4 protein-coding genes are annotated in these 20503 nt (G+C 73.6%); all 4 read right to left on the bottom strand.

Translation table 11 applies throughout. The features are described from left to right. Nucleotides 1-3: 3 nt before the first annotated feature. Genes AB0D34_RS01475 through AB0D34_RS01460 form a run of 4 tightly spaced genes read right to left on the bottom strand, consistent with a single transcriptional unit; the run spans nt 4 to nt 20130 of the window. Nucleotides 4-216 (bottom strand): MbtH family protein, encoded by a 213-nt coding sequence (locus AB0D34_RS01475; RefSeq protein WP_362654740.1) that lies wholly within the window; start codon nt 214-216, stop codon nt 4-6. Next, nucleotides 213-4370 carry an amino acid adenylation domain-containing protein gene (locus tag AB0D34_RS01470; RefSeq protein ID WP_362654739.1) on the bottom strand — a complete coding sequence of 1386 codons (4158 nt, stop codon included), beginning with the start codon at nt 4368-4370 and terminating at the stop codon, nt 213-215. The genes AB0D34_RS01475 and AB0D34_RS01470 overlap by 4 nt, the downstream gene beginning before the upstream one ends. Nucleotides 4371-4428: 58 nt before the next feature. Beyond that, entirely contained in the window at nt 4429-12066 is a 7638-nt protein-coding gene (locus tag AB0D34_RS01465; protein WP_362654736.1) for an amino acid adenylation domain-containing protein, read from the bottom strand. A 6-nt stretch (nt 12067-12072) separates the two neighbouring features. Beyond that, complete coding sequence (locus AB0D34_RS01460) at nt 12073-20130, bottom strand: amino acid adenylation domain-containing protein (RefSeq protein ID WP_362654733.1); 8058 nt, start codon at nt 20128-20130, stop codon at nt 12073-12075. Between the last annotated feature and the right edge of the window lie 373 nt (nt 20131-20503).

Here is a 20503-nt window from a genome sequence, read left to right as displayed (position 1 = left end):
GTTCTATTCGCCCATGGCCCGGATCAGGCTCTTGGGACGCATGTCGGTCCAGTGCTGTTCGACGTGGTCCAGGCACTCCTGGCGGCTCGCCCGGCCGTGCACGACCGTCCAGCCCGCGGGGACCTCGGCGAAGGCGGGCCACAGCGAGTGCTGTCCCTCGTCGTTGACCAGGACGTAGTGCTCGAGGGTGTCGTCGTCGAACGGGTTGGTGCTCATGCGGGGTTCCTCCTAAGGGTCGCGGTGTTCAGTGCGGGGCCGATCCGCTCCAGCGGGCCCGGCCGGGTCATCTCCCCGTGGAGACACGGGATGTCGTGGTTGTCGACACGTCCGTCGACGTACGGCCGCCAGGCGTGATGCCGGTCCGGGTGGATGTCCGGATCCTGTGCGGCCGTGAAGAACAGCAGGTCACCGTGGTACGTCGTGGGGGCGAACTCCTCCATCAGACGGCGGTTGTTCGCGGTGACCTCGACGAGGGCGGCGAGCTCGGCGTCGTCGAGGCTCGCGGTCATGTCGGGGACGCGGCGCACGAGTTCGGCGAAGCGGGCGTCGGTGAGGGGCTCTTCGGACTGTGGACGCCCGAGGATGGCGAGGAGGCTGCGCAGCAGCTCCGGCCGGTCGGTGGGGCGGGGGCCGCGGTGGATCCAGACGCCGGGGAAGGCGTCCAGCATGGCCAGCAGAGCGACTTCGTGACCGTCCCGCTGGAGGGTGACGGCGACCTCGTACGCCACCAGGCCACCCATCGAGTAGCCGAGCAGGTGGTAGGGGCCCTCGGGCTGGATCTCGCGGATACGGGCGATGTGTTCGGCGACCGTCGCCCGCAGGCTGCTCGACCGCGGCGCCCCTGGGACAAGGCCCTGGGACTGGAGGCCGTACAGCGGGCGGTCGGGGTCGAGGTGGCGGGCGAGTCCGGCGAAGCCCCAGGCGAGGCCAGAGGCGGGCGGCAGACAGAAGAGGGGTTCCTTGTCGCCCCGGGTGCGCAGGGGCAGTACGGCGTCCAGGGGCGCCGCGCCCGAGGCCCCGCCCCGCAGCCGCTGGGCCAGCCCGGTGACCGTCGGGGTGTCGAACACCGCGCGCAGAGGCAGTTCGGTGCCGAGGTCGGTGCGGATGCGGGCGGTCAGGCGCGGGGTCAGCAGGGAGTGACCGCCTAGGTCGAAGAAGCTGTCGTGGACGCCGACGCGGGACGGCTCCAGACCGAGAACGTCGGCGACGATCGTGCACAGCCGCTCCTCGTCCGCGGTGCGCGGGGCGCCGCCGGCCAAGGCCGGGACAGCGGGATCGGGCAGGGCCGTACGGTCGGTCTTGCCGCTGGCGGTACGCGGGAGGGCGGGCAGGGGGACGATCGTGGCGGGGACCATGTGGGCGGGGAGGGTGCGGGTGAGGTGGTCACGGAGGGCGTCGAGGGGGACGATCGCCGCCCCGGGGATCGGAGTGGGGGGCTGCTCGCGCGGAACCACCTCGGACTGGGGCGTCGTCGGGAGGTTACGGTGCGGGCCGCCCAGCGGGGCGATCCCCGAGGGAAGCGCACAGACCGGGCGCTCGCCGCCTGCGTCGACGGGAGCGATCGCCGACCCAGGCACACGAGTCGGCTGCTCGCGCGGAACCACCTCGGACTCGGGCGGGACCGGGAGGTCTCCGCGCGGGTCGATCCCCGACGGGAGCACGAGAGCCGGACGCTCGCCCCGGCCATCGCCGACAGGTACGAGCGGGTCCGAGTGGTCTCCGGCCGGGACGGCCTCCTCGGTCGTGCCCACCACGTACGCCACCAACTGCTTCTCGCCACGGCGATCCTGACGGACCGTCACCGCCGCCTGGGCCACGGCAGGGTGCGCGGTCAGCGCGGTCTCGATCTCGCCGAGTTCGACTCGGAAGCCGCGGATCTTCACCTGGTGGTCGGCGCGGCCGACGAACCGCAGTCGTCCGTCACGGCCGCGGACCGCGAGGTCACCGGTGCGGTACATCCGCTCCCCCGGCGCCCCGAACGGGTCGGCGACGAACCGCGCGGCAGTCAGGCCCGGGCGGCCGAGGTAGCCGCGGGCGGGACCGCCCCCGCCGAGATGGACCTCGCCGACGATCCCGTCGGGGACGGGCCGCAGGGCCTGGTCGAGGAGGTAGAGGCGGTTGCGGGCGAGCGGGTCACCGAGGGGCGGGGAGCCATCCGCCGTGTCCTCGTCGGAGCGCCAGGCTGTGGCGTAGATGGTCGCCTCGGTGGGCCCGTAGAAGTTGACCAGCCGGGCCCCGGGGAAGGCGGCCCGGAGCTCCTCACGCAGCTGTGCGGGGATGGGCTCCCCGCCGAGGGCGACGGTGTGCGGCGCGGCGTCCGGCCGCTCGGCGATGACGCCGGCCATCACCGACGGCACTCCGCTGATCAGCCCCGCGTCGGTGCCGGAGGCGGTGAGGCACAGCAGACTGTCGACGAGCTCGATGCGTCCCCCGCACAGCAGCGGCGCGAAGATCTCGAACACCGAGACGTCGAAGTTGAGGGAGGTGGAGAAGAGGACCTTCTCCAGGGCCTCGGGGCCGAAGGCGCGGTGGGCCCACTCGACGAACTCGACGGCGTTGCGGTGGGTCGCCAGGACGCCCTTGGGGCGGCCGGTGGAGCCGGAGGTGTAGGTGATGTAGGCCAGGTTGTCGGGCGAGGGGCACGCCGGGCCGGCCTGACCCTCAGTCACCTCACTGTCCGGAAGGACCAGCTCGACTCCCCTGGGCAGCACCCTCGCCGTGTCCGCCGTCGCCAGTACGGCCACCGGCCGCGCGTCCTCCACGATGTACGCCAGCCGGTCCCTCGGGTACGCCGGGTCGAGCGGCAGATAGGCGGCCCCCGACTTCAGCACGGCGAGCACGGCCACGACCAGGTCGGGTGTGCGCGGCAGGGCGATGCCGACGACCCGCTCGGGGCCGGCGCCGAGTGCGGTGAGCCGGTGGGCCAACTGCTCGGCACGGGTGTCGAGTTCGCCGTACGACAGACTCGTCCCGCCCGCTCGTACGGCCTCCGCGTCGGGTGTGGCCGCGGCCTGTGCCGTCCAGAGGTCGGTGAGGGTGCGGGTCGCGGGGGCCGGTTCGGTGGCCGGGTCGGGGCGCGGGTCGCTCTTGGGGTCGAGGAGGCCGAGGCGGCCCAGCGGGAGGTCCGGGTGGGTGGCGAGGGTCTCCAGGATGTGGACCAGACGGGCGAGTTGGGCGTCGGCCCAGCCGTTCTCGAAGAGGTCGGCGCGGTGGGCGAGACGGAAGCGCAGGCGCGGGCCGGGGAAGGCCACCAGGGTCACGGGGTAGTGGGTGGCGTCACGGCCGCTCGTCCCCGTGATCCGGAGACCGTCGGCACCCGCCCGGGCGGCCTCGTCCATCGGGTAGTTCTCGAACACGACGAGGGTGTCGAAGAGTTCGGGCAGACCGGTGGTGCGCTGGATGTCGGCCAGGCCGAGATGGTGGTGGTCGAGCAGGCAGATGTAGCCGTCCTGGACCTCGCGCAGCAGGTCGCTCAACGAGCGGTCGGGGCGCAGCCGTACGCGTACCGGCACGGTGTTCACGAACAGCCCGACCATCGACTCGACGCCGGGCAGGGCGGCGGGACGGCCCGAGACGGTGGCGCCGAACACCACGTCGTTGCGGCCGGTCGTCCGGCTGAGCAGGATCGACCACGCGGTCTGCACCAAGGTGTTGGCGGTGACACCGAGCCTGCGGGCCAGGGCGGTCAGGGCCGCTCCGGTGGCTTCCGGCAGTTCGGCGCGGGACTGGGCGAGGGGCCCGGGGCCGGGGTTGGGCGGGGCCAGCCGGGTCGGTTCGGTCACCTCGTCCAGGGCCGTACGCCAGGCGGTCTCCGCGGCGGTGCGGTCCTGGCGGGCCAGCCATTCGAGGAAGGTGCGGTAGGCGGGGGCGGGCGGCAGCTCGGCCTTCGTGTAGAGCGCGAGGAGCTCGCGGACCAAGACGGACACCGACCAGCCGTCGAGCAGGATGTGGTGGTGGGTGACGAGGAGCCGGTGCCGTCCGTTGCCCAGGTGGGCGAGGGTGCAGCGGATCAGGGGCGGGGTGGCCGGGTCGAAGCCGCGGTCGCGGTCCTCGTCGAGCAGCCGGGACCACGCGTCCTCGGTGTCGACGTCCGTCTCCGTCCACGGCAGGGTCGCCCGGTGCGGGACGACCTGGACGGGCGCCCCGCCCTTGCGCCGCCGGAAGGCGGCACGGAGGTTGGGGTGGCGGTCCAGCAGGGCCTGCCAGGCTTCACGCAACCGGCCTGCGTCGACCGGGCCTTCGAGCTCGAAGACCAGTTGTACGAGGTACACGTCGGCGGCGTCCCGCTCGTGCTCGTACACGGCGTGGAAGAGCAGACCCTCCTGGAGGGGGGTCAGGGGCAGTACGTCGGCCAGCGCGGGCTGGGACATCGCATCGTCTCTTTCGGTGCGGGTGGGGGGGTCCGGCGGATCGGGTCGGCTGCGGCCCCTAGCCGTCCAGGCCGACCGCCAGTTCGTCGAGTTCGTCCGCGTCGAGCTGAGCCGACAGCAGGTCGCCCGGGGCTGCCGGTGCCGTGCGGGTGGCGCGGTCGGTCAGCGCGGTGAGGGCGGCGAACCAGGCCTCGGCGAGCTCTCGCACCTCGGGCTCGGTGAACAGCCCCTCCGGCCACGACCAGTCGGCCACCAGCCGGGGCCCGTCCGCCGTGTCGTGGACGACCGCGTTGAGGTCGAGGGCGTGGGCGGCGGCCAGGCCCGGATCGGTGCCGCTGCCGAGCGCCGGGGACTCGGGGGCGAACGACCACAGGGCGTCCCCGGCCGGGGCGGTGAATCGGCCGAGGTAGTTGAAGCCGATCGCCGGAGAGGGCTGCTGGGCCAACTCGCCTGCCGTGTCGGGGTTCAGATAGCGCAGGAGGCCGAACGCGACGCCGCGGTCGGGCAGTTCACCGAGCCGGTCGGCGACCCGGCGCACCACGCTGTCCGCGGCGGCACCCGCGGCCAGCGCGTCCTTCAGATCGACGCCGTCCAGGTCGACATGGACCGGGTAGAGCGAGGTGAACCAGCCGACGGTACGGGAGAGTTCGAGACCCGGGGCGAGCTCCTCACGGCCGTGGCCCTCGACGTCGACCAGGACGTGCGGGACGTCCTGCCGGGCGGCGACGGCGAGGGCGAGCCCGGCGAGCAGCACGTCCTGCGGTCCGGTACGGAAGGCGGAGGGCACGCTGGAGAGCAGCGGGCCGGTGGTGTCGGCATCGAGGGTCAGGCGGAGCGACCTGGTGGTGGCCGCGGTGTCCCGGGCCGGGTCGAGCGGCCTGGCTCCGAACGGGACGCGCGGGGCGTCGGCCGTCCGGCGCCACAGCTTGGCCTCCGTGCCCCGCTTGCCCGCCTCCGCACGCAGCAGGGCGGACCATGCGCGGAACGACGTTCCGACGGGCGGGAGTCGGGGCTCGCGTCCGGCCGAGACCGCCTCCCAGGCCGTCTCCAGGTCGGGCACGAGGATCCGCCAGGACACTCCGTCCACGGCCAGGTGGTGGACGACCAGCAGCAGTCGGCCGGCGCGGTCCCGGCCCGCGTCGAGCCAGACGGCCCGCAGCATCGCGCCGGTGCCGGGGTCGAGGGTGCCGAGCGCGCGGTCGAACTCCTCGGCCACGGCCGAGTGGAGGTCGTCCTCGCCGCTGACGTCCCGGCGGTCCACGGCGACGGTGACCGAGCCCACCGGGCCGACCTCCATGACCCGCTCGTCCGTGAGCCGGGAGCGCAGCATGTCGTGGTGGTCGACGAGCGACTGCAGGGCGCGGTTAAGGCGCGGTACGTCGGCCTCCGCGGGCACGGTCAGCAGTACCGACTGGCTGAGACGGCCGATCGGGCCACCGCGTTCGACCAGCCAGTGCATCACGGGCGTGAAGGGCACCTCCCCGACGCTGTCACCCGCCGCGCCACTGCTGGTCGCGGTACCCACGGGTCCGCGGGCCACCGCGGCGAGGGCGGCCACGGTCTGGTGCTCGTACACGTCACGAGGGCTGATCACCACACCGGCCTCGGCGGCCCGGCTCACCAACCGGATCGAGGAGATGCTGTCGCCGCCGAGCGCGAAGAAACCCTCGTCGAGGGTGAGCCCGGGCAGTTTCAGCAGGTCACGGAAGAGTTCCGCGAGCACCCGCTCGGCGGGCGAGCTCGGCTCGCGCGCGGCCGCCACGGCCGACGGCGCCTCGGGAACGGGTAGGGCCCTTCGGTCCAGCTTGCCGTTGGGGGTGAGCGGAAGGGCGTCCAGGACGACCACGGCCGTGGGCACCATGTACTCCGGGAGCAGGCGTTCGGCGTCCCGGCGCAGTGCGGCGGGGTCGGCGGGCGAGTGTCCGGCGCGCGTGGTGACGTAGGCGATGAGGCGCCGTTGCCCCGGCTCGTCCTCGCGCACCACGACGGCTGCCTGGGCGACGGACGGATCGCGGGCCAGGACAGCCTCGACCTCACCGGGTTCGATACGGAAGCCACGCAGCTTGACCTGCTCGTCGGCGCGGCCGAGGTACTCCAGCTGCCCGTCGGCGGACCAGCGGGCGAGGTCGCCGGTGCGGTACATCCGGTCACCGGGGCCGCCTTGGGGGTCGGCGACGAATCGCGATGCCGTGAGACCGGGGCGGCCCAGGTAGCCGCGGGCGACTCCGCTTCCCGCGAGGTAGAGCTCGCCGGCCGTGCCGGGTGGCACCGGGCGCAGCCAGGCGTCCAGGACGAGGGTCCGGGTGCCGGCGACGGGGCGGCCGATGGGCGGGGCCTGGTCGCCGGTGAGCGGGACGGCGATGGTCGCGCAGACCGTGGACTCGGTGGGCCCGTAGGCGTTCGCCATCCGGCGGCCCGGCGCCCAGCGGGCCACCAGCTCGCCGGAGCAGGCCTCGGCGCCCACGACCAGGGTCTCCAGGTCGGGCAGCTCGTTCGGCGCCAGGGTGGCGAGTGCGGTGGGCGGGATCAGGGCGTGGGTGATACGGCCCCGGGTGAGCTCCTGTTCGAGTTCCGCGCCGAGCAGGGGTCCGTGCACGTCCGGCACCACCAGGGTCCCGCCGGACGCGAACGCCATCAGCAGTTCCATCACGGAGGCGTCGAAGCCGGGGGCCGAGAACTGCAGGACCCTGCTGACGGGGCCGAGTCCGAAGCGCTCGATCTGGGTCCGTGCGAGGGCGGCGAGTCCGCGGTTCTCGACGATCACGCCCTTGGGGGTGCCGGTCGAGCCGGAGGTGTGGATGACGTAGGCGGCGGCGTGGGGGTGGTGTGCGGTGGGGAGTTCGCCTGGGGTGCCGTCCGCGGTGAGGTCGGTCAGGACGTGCGCCGGACGGGCATCGGTGAGCAGGGCGTCGATGCGGTCGGCGGGGAGCGCCGGGTCGACCGGGAGGAACGCGGCGCCGGCGAGGGCTACCGCCAGGATGGCGACGACACGGTCTGTGGATCGCGGCAGTCGTACGGCGACGAGGTCGCCGGGGCCGATGCCGCGCCCGGCGAGGGCGCTGGCCAACTCCCGGGCCCGGGCATCGAGTTCGGCGTACGTGAGGTCGTTGAGCGCGGGCGCCGCGGGCCTGAGCCGTACCTGCCGGGTGAACATCTCGGCCAGGGACTCGGGCTGGAGCGGCTCTCCCCCGGCGGCACTCCACTGGTCGAGGCGTCCGCGCTCGTCCTCGGCGAGGAGGTCGATGTCGCCGATGCGGCGGTCCGGGTCGGCGGCGACGGCGTCGAGGAAGTGGATGAGCCTCTGGGCCAGTCGGCGGGCGGTCTCGGGTTCGAAGAGGTCGGTGCTGAACTCGGCGACGCCGTCGATGCCCGCCGGGGTGCCGTCGTCGTGGCGGTGCTCGGTGAGATAGAGCGAGAGGTCGAAGCGGGCAGCGCCCGTGGTCACGGGCTCGCGGGCGACGCTCAGACCGGGCAGGGCAGGGACCGGGTCGGCGCCGTGTCCGGTGTAGGCCAGCATGACCTGGAAGAGCGGGTGGCGGGCAAGGCTCCGCTCGGGGCTGACGGCGTCCACGAGGAGGTCGAACGGCACGTCCTGGTGGGCGTAGGCCGCGAGGTCGAAGTCCCGGACACGGGCGAGGAGTTCGCGGAAGGTGGGGTTGCCCGAGGTGTCGGTGCGCAGGGTGAGGCTGTTGACGAAGAAGCCCACGAGGTCGTCGAGGCGTTCGTCGCTCCGGCCTGCGACGGGGGTGCCGATGGGCACGTCGGTGCCGGAGCCGAGCCGGGTCAGGACGGCGGCGAGTCCGGCCTGGAGCACCATGAAGAGGGTGACGCGCTGTGCGGTGGCCAGGTCGGCGAGCCCGGCATGGAGCGCGGGAGCCACCGTGACGGGCGTACGGTCGCCCCGTCCACTGGGCTCGGCGGGCCTGGGGTGGTCGACGGGGAGCGGGAGTTCCTCCGGGGCGCCCTCCAACGCCGTACGCCAGAAGTCGATCTGATCGGCCATCAGGCTGCCGGGGTCGTTCTCGTCCCCGAGCGACTCGCGCTGCCAGTGCGCGAAGTCGGCGTACTGGACGGGCAGGGGCGGCCACGCGGGTGCCCGCCCCTCGGAGCGGGCCGCGTAGGCGGTCTCCAGGTCGCGGGTCAGCGGGCGCATCGACCAGCCGTCGACGGCGCTGTGGTGGGCGAGCAGGAGCAGGACGTGGGTGTCGCCGCCGAGGTCGTACAGGGTCACGCGCAGGGGTGGTTCGGCGGCGAGGTCGAAGCGGTGGCCGGCCGCCGCCGTGAGCAGCGCGGGCAGTTCCGCCTCCGTGGTGGGGACCACCTCCAGGTGTGGCCGGGCCGCGTCGGGGTCCAGGACGTGCTGGTACGGGGTGCCCTGGATGTCGGGCTGGAGGGTGCGCAGCGGCTCGTGGCGGGCGACGACGTCGACGAGGGCCTCGGTGAGCGCCTGCCGGTCCAGAGGGCCGGTCAGACGCAGGGCCGCGGGGACGGTGTAGGTGGTGTGGCCGCCGTCGAGGCGGCTCATGAACCACAGTCGCTGCTGGCCGTAGGAGAGGGGGATCGGGTCGGGTCGCTTCGGCAGCGGGAGGAGGCGGCGCCGGTGTCCGTCCCGCGTCTCGTCCAGGCGGGTGGCCAGCGCGGCCGGGGTGGGTGCCTCGAAGACGGCTCGTACGGGGAGGGCGGTGCCGAAGGCGGTCCTGATCCGGTCGGCGAGGCGCATGGCGAGGAGGGAGTCGCCGCCGAGGTCGAAGAAGGCGTCCCCCGGGCCGACCTGGTGAGCCTCCAGGCCGAGGACGCCGGCGAACAGGCCGCAGAGGATCTCCTCCCGCGGGGTGCGCGGTGCGCGGCCGCCGGTGACGGCGTCGGGGGTCGCCGGGGCGGGGAGGGCGGCGCGGTCCAGTTTGCCGTTGGCGGTGAGTGGGAGCCGGTCCACGACGACGACCGCGGAGGGCACCATGTGCTCGGGCAGGGTGAGTGCGGTATGGGCGCGGAGTGATACCGGGTCCGGCGCGGATGCGGACACGGCGTACCCCACCAGCCGCCCGTCACGGACCAGGACGGCCGCGCGGGACACCTCCGGGTGGGCCGCGAGGGCCGCCTCGACCTCGCCCAACTCGATGCGGAAGCCGCGGATCTTGACCTGGTCGTCTGCGCGGCCAAGGTACTCCAGCCGCCCGTCGGCCGACCGCCGGGCGAGGTCGCCGGTGCGGTACATCCGCTCGCCGGGCCCGCCGAAGGGGTTCGCGACGAAGCGGCCGGCCGTCAGCCCCGGTCGTCCGAGGTAGCCGCGGGCCAGTCCCGCTCCGGCCACGTACAGCTCGCCGACCGCGCCCGTCGGCACCAACCGCAGGCCGGCGTCCAGGACGTGGGCGCGCAGATCGGGGATGGGCTCACCGATGCCCTCGCACCGCTCCCGGGTGAGCGGGAGTCCGGTGACATGGACGGTGGTCTCGGTGATGCCGTACATGTTCACCAGTGCGGGGGCGTCCTCGGCGTGCCGTGTGAACCACTCGGCGACCGGCGTGACATCGAGGGCCTCGCCGCCGAAGACGATGTGACGCAGACTCAGTTCTCGGCTCTTCTGGGGCAGTTCGGCGTCGGCGTGGACCAGCGCCCCGAAGGCGGAGGGGGTCTGGTTGAGGACGGTGACCCGCTCACGGGCGAGCAGGCGCAGGAACTCGTGGGAGTCCCGGCTGACTTCGTGCGGTACGACGACGAGCGTGCCGCCGTGCAGCAGTGCTCCCCACAGTTCCCAGACGGAGAAGTCGAAGGCGTAGGAGTGGAACAGGGTCCACACGTCGTCGGGGCCGAAGTCGAACCAGTGGCGGGTGGATTCGAAAAGGCGGACCACGTTGCCGTGCGGGACGGCGACGCCCTTGGGGCGTCCGGTGGAGCCGGAGGTGTAGATGACGTAGGCCAGGTGGTCGCCGGTCAGGGCCGGGAGATCGATGCCGGAGGCTGGTGGCCGCTGGTCGTCCAGGGCCAGTACGGGTACCGCCGTGGCGGGCAGGTTCGGGGCCACCTCCCGCGTGCTGAGGAGCAGGACGGGTGCGGAGTCCGTGAGCATGTACGCCAGCCGCTCGGCGGGGTACTCCGGGTCCAGCGGGACGTAGGCGGCGCCGGTCTTCAGGACGGCGAGGATCGCGACGACCAGGTCCGCGGAGCGGGGCAGGGCGAGGGCGACCCTACGCTCGGGGGCGGCGCCGCGGCTGATCATCACGGACGCCAACTCCGAGGCACGGGCGTCCAGTTCGGCGTAGGTGAGACGGGTTTCGCCGTGCACCACGGCCGTCGCATCGGGGGTGCGGGCGGCCTGGCGGGCGAAGAGGTCGGTGAGGGCGACGGACGGCACGGCGGAGGTGACCTCACCGCCGCTCGTGAGCTGCTCCCGCTCCCCCGGGAGCAGCGCCTCCACCTCGCCCACGCGCCGGGACGGATCGCCCGTGAGCTGGGCCAGGACGGTGGCGAAACGGTCCAGGAGGGTGCGGGCGCCGGTCTCGTCGTACAGGTCGGGCCGGTAGGAGAGACGCAGGGCGAGGTGGTGGGCGGGGAGGACGGCGAGGGTGAGGGGGTAGTGGGTGGCGTCGCGGCCGGTCAGCTGGGTGACGCGGTCCCCGCCGGGGCCGGTGGCGGCTGGGTGGCTCTCGAAGGCGAGCAGGGTGTCGAAGAGGTCGCCGGTGCCGGTGGCGCGCCGGATGTCGGCGAGGCCGAGGTGCTGGTGCGGGAGCAGGGCGGCCTGCCGCTCCTGGAGGGTGGTGAGGAACTCGTTGATGGTGTCGCCGTCGTTCCAACGCACCCGTGTCGGCACGGTGTTGATGCAGAAGCCGACCATCGAGGCCACGTTCCGCAGCTCGGGCGGGCGGACGGTGACGGTCTGGCCGAACGCCGTGTCGGTACGGCCGGTGAGGCGGCCGAGGAGCACGCCCCAGGCGCCCTGGACGAGGGTGTTGAGGGTGATGCCCAGCTTGCGGGCCGCGGTCTCGGCGGCCGCGGTCGCCGACTCGGGGAGTTCGACGACGAGTTCGTGCGGCAGCACGGTCGTGCCGGTCGCCGCCGCGGGGGCCAGCAGGGTCGGCTCCTCGGCGCCTTCCAGGGCCTGTTGCCAGGCGGACTCGGCGGCGGCGCGGTCCTGGCGGGTGAGCCAGCCGAGGTAGTCGCGGTACGGCGGGGTCGGGGGCAGCGCGGTGGGGTGCTCGCCCGCGTACAGGGCGGTGAACTCCCGTACGAGCAGCTGCTTCGACCAGCCGTCGAGGAGGATGTGGTGGTTGGTGATCACCAGGCGGTACCGGTCGGGCGTCCAGCGCACGAGCAGGTACCGCAGCAGCGGGGGGCGGGCCAGGTCGAAGCGGCGGGCGCGCTCCTCGTCCAGGACACGCCCCCAGGCCGACTCACGATCGGCGTCCTCCAGACCGCTCAAGTCCTGCTCGGCCCACGGCAGTTCGACGTCCGCGGGTACGATCTGGAGGGGTGAGGCGGCCTCGCGACGGCGGAAGCATGCGCGCAGGTTCGGGTGCCGGTCGAGCAGGGCCTGCCCGGCGGCGCGGACGGCGGCGGGGTCGACGTCGCCGGTCAGCTCCAGGATCTGCTGGGCGGCGTAGACGTCGGGTGCCTGGTCGTCGTCGTACAGGGCGTGGAAGAGCAGCCCTTCCTGCAACGGCGACAGGGGCAGGATGTCGGCGATTCCGGACCGGGACACCGTGGGTTACCTCCACTCGCTTCCGAACTCGGCTTCGAGTTCGTCGATCTCGGCTTGGGACAGGGACACCAGGGGCAGGTCGGACGGGGTGTGCCCGCCGTTCGCGCCGGTGTCCTCGAAGGCGGCCAGGGCCTGGAACCACCCGTCGGCCAGGGCGCGCACCTCGTCCTCGGACCAGAGCCGCGGCACCCAGGACCAGGTGGCGGTGAGCGTGCCGTCGGCGTCGGCCACGGCGGTGATCTCCAGGCCGTGGGCGACGGGCTGCGCCGGGTCGTGGGCGGCGCCCAGGGCCGTGCCGGGCAGGGGTTCGGGCCCCGGCGACCAGGGGGTGTCCGCGCCGGGGGTGCTGCGGCCCAGGTAGTTGAAGCCGATCTGCGGGGTGGGGAGTTCGGCGAGGACGGCGGCCGTGTCGGGATTGAGGTGGCGGAGCAGGCCGTGTCCCAGGCCGTGGTCGGGGGCTGCCCGCAGGTGTTCCTTGACGGTCTTGAGGAGCTGCGCCGGATCGTCGAGGTCGAGTCCGCGCAGGTCGAGGCGGGCCGGTACGACGCTGGTGAACCAGCCGACCGTCCGGGTCGGGTCGACGCCGTCCGCGAGTTCCTCACGGCCGTGGCGTTCGAGGTCGAGCAGCAGCGTCTGCCTGCCCCGCAGCCGGGCGAAGGCGGTGGCGAGGGCGGTGAGCAGGACGTCTTCGGGTCCGGCGTGGAAGGCCGCGGGGACGGTGGTGAGCAGGCCGGAGGTCGGGAAATCCACGGTGAGGTGGCGCATCTGGCCCACGAGGTCGGTGGATCGCACGGCGGGCAGGGGCTGACTGTCCTCCAACATCGCTGTCCACAGGTCGAGTTCGCCGGCCCGCTGCTTGCTCTCCCCCTCCAGCAGACGGGCCCAAGCCCTGAAGGACGTGCCCTTCGGGGTGAGTTCCGTGCCTCGCCAGGCCGCGGCCAGGTCGGTGCGCAGGATGTGCCAGGACACCGCGTCCACGGCGAGGTGATGGATGGTCAGCAGCAGTCGGCCGCGGCGGCCGGGGCCCGCGTCGCACCAGACCGCTCGCACCAACTCACCGTGCTCGGGGGCGAGTCGAGGCGCCGGTCGATGCAGGTCCAGTGATGTGACCCGGTCCAGCAGGCGAGTGGCGTCCAGGGAGCCGGGCGGTGGGATCACTGCCGTGCCGTCGTCGTTCAGACGCATCCGCAGGGTGTCGTGGTGGTCTATCACGGCCTGGAGCGCCTTGCGGAGGCGCTCCTCGTCGGCGTCCTCCGGTGTGACGAGCAGCATCGACTGACTGAACGCGTCGATGGGTCCGCCGCGTTCGACCAGTCGCCGCAGGGCGGGTGTGAGTGGCAGCTCACCCGTCGGATCGTCCTGTGCGGCCGGATCGCTGCTCGGTGCGGTGGCGGCCACCGCGGCCAGGCCCGCGACCGTGCGCTGCTCGAACACATCGCGTGGCGTGAGGCGCAGTCCCACCGCGAGGGCCCTGCTGACGAGGTGGATGGAGGTGATGCTGTCGCCGCCGAGGTCGAAGAAGCCGGTGTCCAGGCCGACTTGGGGCGTCGGCAGTCCGAGCACCTCGGCGAAGAGACCTTGCAGTGTCTCCTCCTCCGGTGTGCGCGGCTCACGGTCACCGGAACCGCCGTGGCCGGTCTCGGGCGCGGGCAGGGCCGCGCGGTCGAGCTTGCCGTTGGATGTCATGGGCAGGGCGTCGAGGGGGACGAGCGCCTCGGGGACCATGTGGGCGGGCAGCTGGCGGGCGACACGGGCACGGATCTCGTCGAGGGCGCCGGCAGCGGCTCCGGCGCCGCGGATCTCGTCCAGGGCATCTGCGGCGGCTCCGGCGCGGCGGATCTCGTCCAGGGCATCTGCGGCGGCTCCGACGCGGCGGATCCCGGCCAAGGCATCTGCGGCGGCTCCGACGCGGCGGATCCCATCCAGGGCATCTGCGGCGGCTCCGACGCGGCGGATCCCACCCAAGGCATCTGCGGCGGCTCCGACGCGGCGGATCCCACCCAAGGCATCTGCGGCGGCTCCGACGCCACGGACCCCACCCAAGGCATCTGCGGCGGCTCCGACGCCACGGACCCCACCCAAGCCACCAGCCTCGACCCCCACGCCACGGACCCCACCCAAGCCACCAGCCTCGACTCCGACGACATAGCCGACGAGGCGCCGTACGCCCGGGATGTCCTCGCGCACCACCACCGCGGCCTGGGCGACGGCCGGATGCGCGGTCAGCGCGCCCTCTACCTCGCCGGGCTCGATCCGCAGCCCCCGGATCTTCAGCTGTCCGTCGGCCCTGCCCCGCAGTTCCAGGACGCCGTCGGCTCGGCGCACGGCAAGGTCGCCGGTGCGGTACATGCGGTCGCCGGGCGGACCGAAGGGGTCGGCGACGAACCGCTCGGAGGTCAGCCCGGGACGCCTCCAGTAGCCGCGGGCCACATGATCGCCCGCCACATACAGCTCGCCCTCGACACCGGGCGGTACGAGGTTGAGGTGTGCGTCGAGCACATATACCCGGGTGTTCCACATGGGGCGGCCCACGGGTACCGGCCCGGAAGGCAGCTCCTCCCCCGGTTCGATGCGGTGGTCGGTGCAGCCGACGGTGAGTTCGGTCGGGCCGTAGTGGTTGACGAGCCGGACCTCGGGGTGATCGCGGCGCCAGGCCCGCAGTGCCTCACCCACCAGGGCCTCGCCGCCCAGCATGAACTCCTCGGTCGGCGAGAGGTCGTGGGGCAACGCCGGCAGCAGCGGGAGGTGGCTGGGGGTGGCCTTGAGGAAGCTGTAGCCGCCCGGCAGACCGGTCGCGCCCGCCTCGTGGAACGCGGCGATGTGAACCCGGCCGCCCAGGGCGAGCGCTCCGTGCAGGGTGGTCACGGTCGCGTCGAAGGTCATCGTGGCGTGCAGCAGCGAGGTGCCACGCAGGCTCGGGTAGGCCTCGACGCAGCGGGCCACATAGGTGGTGAGGTTCCGGTGTTCGACGACCACGCCCTTGGGACGGCCGGTGGTGCCTGAGGTGTAGATCAGATAGGCCGGGTCTGAGGGCCGGGCTTCGGGAAGTCCGGCCGTGGGGTCGGCGGGTGTCGCGTCGGGGCTCACGTGCGGGCGGTCCCCGTCGACCGGTTCCCGTGCGATCACGCAGACGGGGTCGGCGTCGGCCAGCAGATGGGCCGTGCGCTCGGCGGGGTGCTCCGGGTCGAGCGGGAGATAGGCGGCCCCCGCCTTGAGGACGGCCAGGACGGCAACCGCGAGGTCGACGGAGCGGGGCAGCGCGAAGGCGACCACGCGACCGGGACCGGCGCCGCGCTCACGCAGTACACGCGCCAAGTGAGCGGCATGCGCGTCCAGTTGCCGGTACGTCAACGCGCTGATGCCGTCCGTCACGGCGATCGCGTCGGGCGTCTCGGCCGCCTGCTGCTCGAACATCCGGGGGAACGTGGTGGCCGGAACATCCCGCGCGGTGTCGGTCAGGTCGGAGAGCAGGCGCCGCCGTTCTTCCGGGTCGAGGACGTCGAGGTGGCCGATGCTCAAATCCGGGGCGGCGAGCGCGGCCCGCAGCAGCCTCTCCAGACGCGCGGCCAGTCCCTCGGCGGTGTCCCGGTCGAAGAGGTCGGCACTGTACTGGAGAGTGCCCTCGATGCCGCTCGGGGTGCCGTCCGGTGCCCGGTGTTCGGCGAGGTTGAAGGTGAGGTCGATCTTGGTCGCGCCGGTCTCCACGGGGAGAGCGCGATCGTCGACGCCGGACAGGTCCAGGCGCCAGTCGGCGGTCGGGCGGAAGGCCAGCATCACCTGGAAGAGCGGGTGCCGGGCGAGTGAGCGGGTCGGGTTGAGGGCCTCGACGAGCTGCTCGAACGGCAGGTCCTGGTGGGCGTGGGCGGCCAGGTCGGTCTCGCGCACCCGGTCGAGGAGTTCCCTGAAGGTCGGCTCGCCGGAGGTGTCGGTGCGCAGCACGAGGGTGTTCACGAAGCAGCCGACCAGGTCGTCCAGGGCCTCGTCGGCGCGGCCCGCGACCGGTGTGCCGAGCGGGATGTCGGTGCCCGCGCCGAGGCGGGTCAGCAGGGCGGCGAGCCCGGCCTGTACGGCCATGAACACCGTCGCGCCCTGACCGGCGGCGAGGTCACGCAGCCGTTGGTGCAGGCCGGCGTCCCAGCGGACCGGGATGTCACCGCCGCGGTGGGTGGCCCGCGCGGGGCGGGGCCGGTCGGCGGGCAGCGGGAGCTCGTCGGGCAGTCCGGCGAGGATCTGCCGCCAGTGGGCGAGTTGCCGGTCGCGGTCGTCGGCGAGGAGTGCGCGCTGTCGCCGGGCGTAGTCCGTGTACCGGACGGGCAGCGGGGTCCAGGCGGGGCTCTCCCCCGTGAGCCGGGCCCGGTAGGCGGTGCCCAGGTCGCGCAGGAGCGGCTGGAGGGACCAGCCGTCGGCGGCGATGTGGTGCAGCACCAGGAGGAGAACCTGGTCCTCGGGTTCTTCGGGTTCTTCGGGCCCTTCGAGGCCGAGGGAGAGGAGGTGGGCGCGGAGGGGCGGCTGGGTGGCGAGCTCGAACTCCGTCGAGGCCAACTCAGCGGTCTTGCACTCGAGTTCCTCTTCCGTCACGCGGGTGACGGGCAGCTCCGGGGACACGCCCTCCAGCACTCGCGGGTGCGGGGTGCCGTCGGTGTCCGGATAGACGGTGCGCAGGATCTCGTGCCTGTCGCTGACATCGGCCAGGGCCGCTCGCAGGGCGTCCTGATCGAGGGGTGCGCCGGTGAGTCGTACGGCGAGAGGTACGTGGTAGGCGGCGCCGGTCGGCTCGGCGCGGTGCAGGAACCACAGGCGCCGTTGGGCGGAGGACAGCGGGGCCTCGCCGGGCTCCGTGCTCCGGATCAGTGGAGGCACCGGACGCGCCGGCCGGGCGGACTGGACGAGCCGGGCCAGGGCGGCCGGGGTAGGGGCCTCGAAGACGTCCCTCAGACCGAGGTCGGCGCCCAGGGTGGTGCGGATGCGGTGGACGAGCCGCAGCGCGAGCAGGGAGTGGCCGCCGAGGGCGAAGAAGCTGTCGTCGGGGGCGACTTCGGGCAGACCGAGGACGTCGGCGATCAGCGCGCACAGGACTTCTTCGTGGGCGGTGCGTGCTCCGCGCGCGGAGTTCCGGCCGACGGGCGTCGGCGCGGGCAGGGCCCTGCGGTCGACCTTCCCGTTCACGGTCAGCGGCAGCCGGTCCAGCAGGACGACGGCGGATGGCACCAGGTAGACCGGCAGCAACGTGGCGAGGTGGTCGCGCAGTTGGGCCGCGTCGAGGACTCCGCCGGGCGCGGCGGTGGCGTAGGCGACGAGGCTCCGGTCTCCGGGCCGGTCCTCGCGGACGACGGCGACGGCGTGCTCGACGTCCGGGTGCCCGGCGAGGGCCGCCTCGACCTCCGCCGGTTCGACGCGGAAGCCACGGAGCTTGACCTGTTCGTCCGCCCGCCCGTGGAAGGTGAGTTCACGGTCGGCGGTCAGCCGTACCCGGTCGCCGGTGCGGTACATGCGTCCGCCGGGCGGCCCGAAGGGGTCGGCGACGAACCGCTCGGCGGTGGCACCGGCGCGCCCGAGATAACCGCGGGCCACTCCGGGCCCCGCGATGTACAACTCCCCCATCACGCCCGGCGGTACGGGACGCAGGGCGCCGTCGAGGACGTAGGCACGCATGCCGTCGAGCGGCCGTCCGACGGGCAGCGGGTCAGGCACCGACCGCGGGTCAGGGCAGGGGCGGCTGGTGGCGAAGGTGGTGGTCTCGGTCGGGCCGTAGCCGTTGGTGACGGTCAGGCCGGGGCAGGCGTCCAGCGCCCTGCGGACGGCGGTGGCCGGGACGGTGTCGCCACCGGCCCAGACCTGGCGAAGTCCGCTGAGGCAGCCGGGGTCCTCCTCCGCGACGAGCCGGAACAGTCCGGCCGTCAGCCACAGCGCGGTCAGCCCGTGCCGACGGGTCAGCCGGGTGATCGCCGCCGCGTCCACGTCCTCGTCCGGGCCCGCGACCACGGCGGTGCCGCCCGCCAGTAGCGGAACCCACAGCTCGTAGGTGGACGCGTCGAACGCGACCGGCGAGTGGACGAGGACCCGGGTGTGCGCACCGCCTCCGAAGGCACTGTCTGTCGCGAGGGCCGTCACGTCCCGGTGGGTGACCGCGACGCCCTTGGGGGTGCCGGTGGAGCCTGAGGTGTGACTGACGTAGGCCAACTGGTCTGGTTGCAGAGCGAGTTCAGGAGTGGTGTCCGGCTCGGTCGCGAGCGACTGCAGGTCGTCGACCACGATCACCCGGCAGCCGTACGAGGGTGTCGTCCCCTCCGCCAGGAGAACCGTCGCCGCGGTCCCGTCCAGGATGCGGCGGGTTCGTGCGACGGGGGCGCGGGGGTCGAGGCCGACGTAGGCGGCGCCTGCCTTGAGGATCGCGAGCAGGGCGGTGACCAGGTGTTCGGAGCGGGGCATCAGGACGGCGACGCGGTCCTCCGGGCGGACGCCGAGGCGGAGCAGGCGGTGTGCGAGGCGGTTGGCGCGGGCATCCAACTCGGCGTAGGTGAGGGCCTGTTGGCCGCAGGCCACCGCCGTGGCCGTGGGGGTCGCGTCGACCTGGGCCGCGAAGAGGGCGGGAACGGTTCCCGTGGCCGTACGTGGTGCCGGGCCGTCGAGCCGGGCCGCTTCCTCCGACTCCTCGGGGGGCGTCACCTCGACCCGGCCCACCGGGGTGCCGGGGCCGAGCACGGCGGCCGCGAACCGCTCCGCGAAGTGGGTGAAACGCCGGTGATGGGCGGCGAGTTCGGAATCCGAGTAGCAGGCGCCGCTCGCGTCGAGGTCGATGCGCACGCCGTTGCCGTCGGCACGGTCGTAGACGTTGAGGGCGAGGTCCTCGACCGGGCCCGTGGACAGGTTGTGGCGGGTGGTCGGGTGTCCGGCGAATCTCAACTCCGGTCCGAACGACATGATGTTGACGACCGGACCGAAGAACCGGCGGTCGCCGCCGGGCCAGTTCAACTCGCGGCGCAGGTCCTCGCCCCGGTGCCGTTGGTGCGCGAGCAGGTCGCGGGTGGCGGCCGCGGCCTGGCGTACGAGGTCGTGGGCGGAGGTGTCGGGGCGTACGGACAGCCGCAGCGGGAGGACGTTGGAGGCCATGCCCGGGGTGGCGCGCTCGGTGTCGCTCTCGCGGGCGGTGACGGCGAGGCCCAGGACGATGTCCCGGGCGCCGGTGAGCCGGTGCAGATAGGCGGCGGTCGCGGCGATCAGGACGCGGGACCAGCGCGTGCCGGTGTGTGTGGCCGCCGAGTGCACCAAGTCGCCTGCGGCCCCGGTGACATGGCCGGTCCTGCGCAGGAAGTCGTCGGTGACCCGGGGCGGCTGGTCGGAGAGGCCGACGGGGTCGGGGCGGTCGGCGCAGACTGCGGCCCAGTGCTGGCGATCGCGTGCGTGCCGGTCGTCGGCGTGGTAGGCCTCGTCCGCGGCGACCAGCGGGGCTAGGGGCGCGTGCGGCGGGGTGTGCTCGGTGCCGGTGACAAGGGCCGTGTACGCGTCGGCGACCCGGGCGGCGATGAGGGAGCAGCTGAACCCGTCGACGGCGATGTGGTGGTAGCAGTGGTACCAGATCCAGTGCGCGTCGCCGAGCCGGAGCAGCGCGTACCGGAAGAGCGGGGCCTCTTCGAGGTCGAAGGGCACCGCGAAGTCGGTCCGCCGCCAGGCGTGGGCGGCGGCTGTGGGGTCGGCCTCGTGGGTGAGGTCGACGACGGCCAACTCCCAGGCGGGGTCGGGCTCGACGATCTGGTGGACGCCGTCACCGTCGCCCGTGAACCGGACCCGCAGAGTCTCGGTCGCGGCGACGACCTGGCGCAGGGCGACACGGAAGCGGTCGACGTCGACGGGACCGTGGATCTCCGTGTACTCACCGACGTTGTAGGCCGAACCGGCGGCAGAGTCGAGCCGCTGACCGAACCACATCGAGCGCTGGGCGGCGGAGAGCCCGAGCGTGGGGGCGGGTGCGGCAGGGGTAGGCGTGTGGGTGGCTGCGCCAGGGGTGGACGCGTGAGCAGCCGCGGCTGAGGTGGGCGCGTGGGCAGCCGCGGCAGAGACGGGCACGTGAGCAGCCGCGACAGGGGTGGACGCGTGGGCAGCGGCGGCAGAGACGGGCACGTGAGCAGCCGCGACAGAGACGGGCACGTGAGCAGCCGCGACAGAGACGGGCACGTGAGCAGCCGCGACAGAGACGGGCACGTGAGCAGCCGCGGCAGGGGTGGACGCGTGGGCAGCGGCGGCAGAGACAGGCACGTGAGCAGCCGCGACAGAGACGGCCGTGGGAGGGGGTGCGGCAGAGGCGGCCGTGGGAGGGGCGAGCGTCTGGGCGGCCCCAGGAGAGCCGGGCACGTGGCTGGCTACGGCGGGGGCGGGTACCTGGGCGGCCTCGGCAGAAGCGGCCGCGGGCACCACCCCGGCAGAGCCAGGCGCGGACGCC

This window comes from Streptomyces sp. NPDC048420 (assembly GCF_040651535.1).
GTDB lineage: Bacteria > Actinomycetota > Actinomycetes > Streptomycetales > Streptomycetaceae > Streptomyces.
Note: the sequence above shows the minus strand (reverse complement) of the source record. Positions and strands in the feature narration are given on the sequence as shown.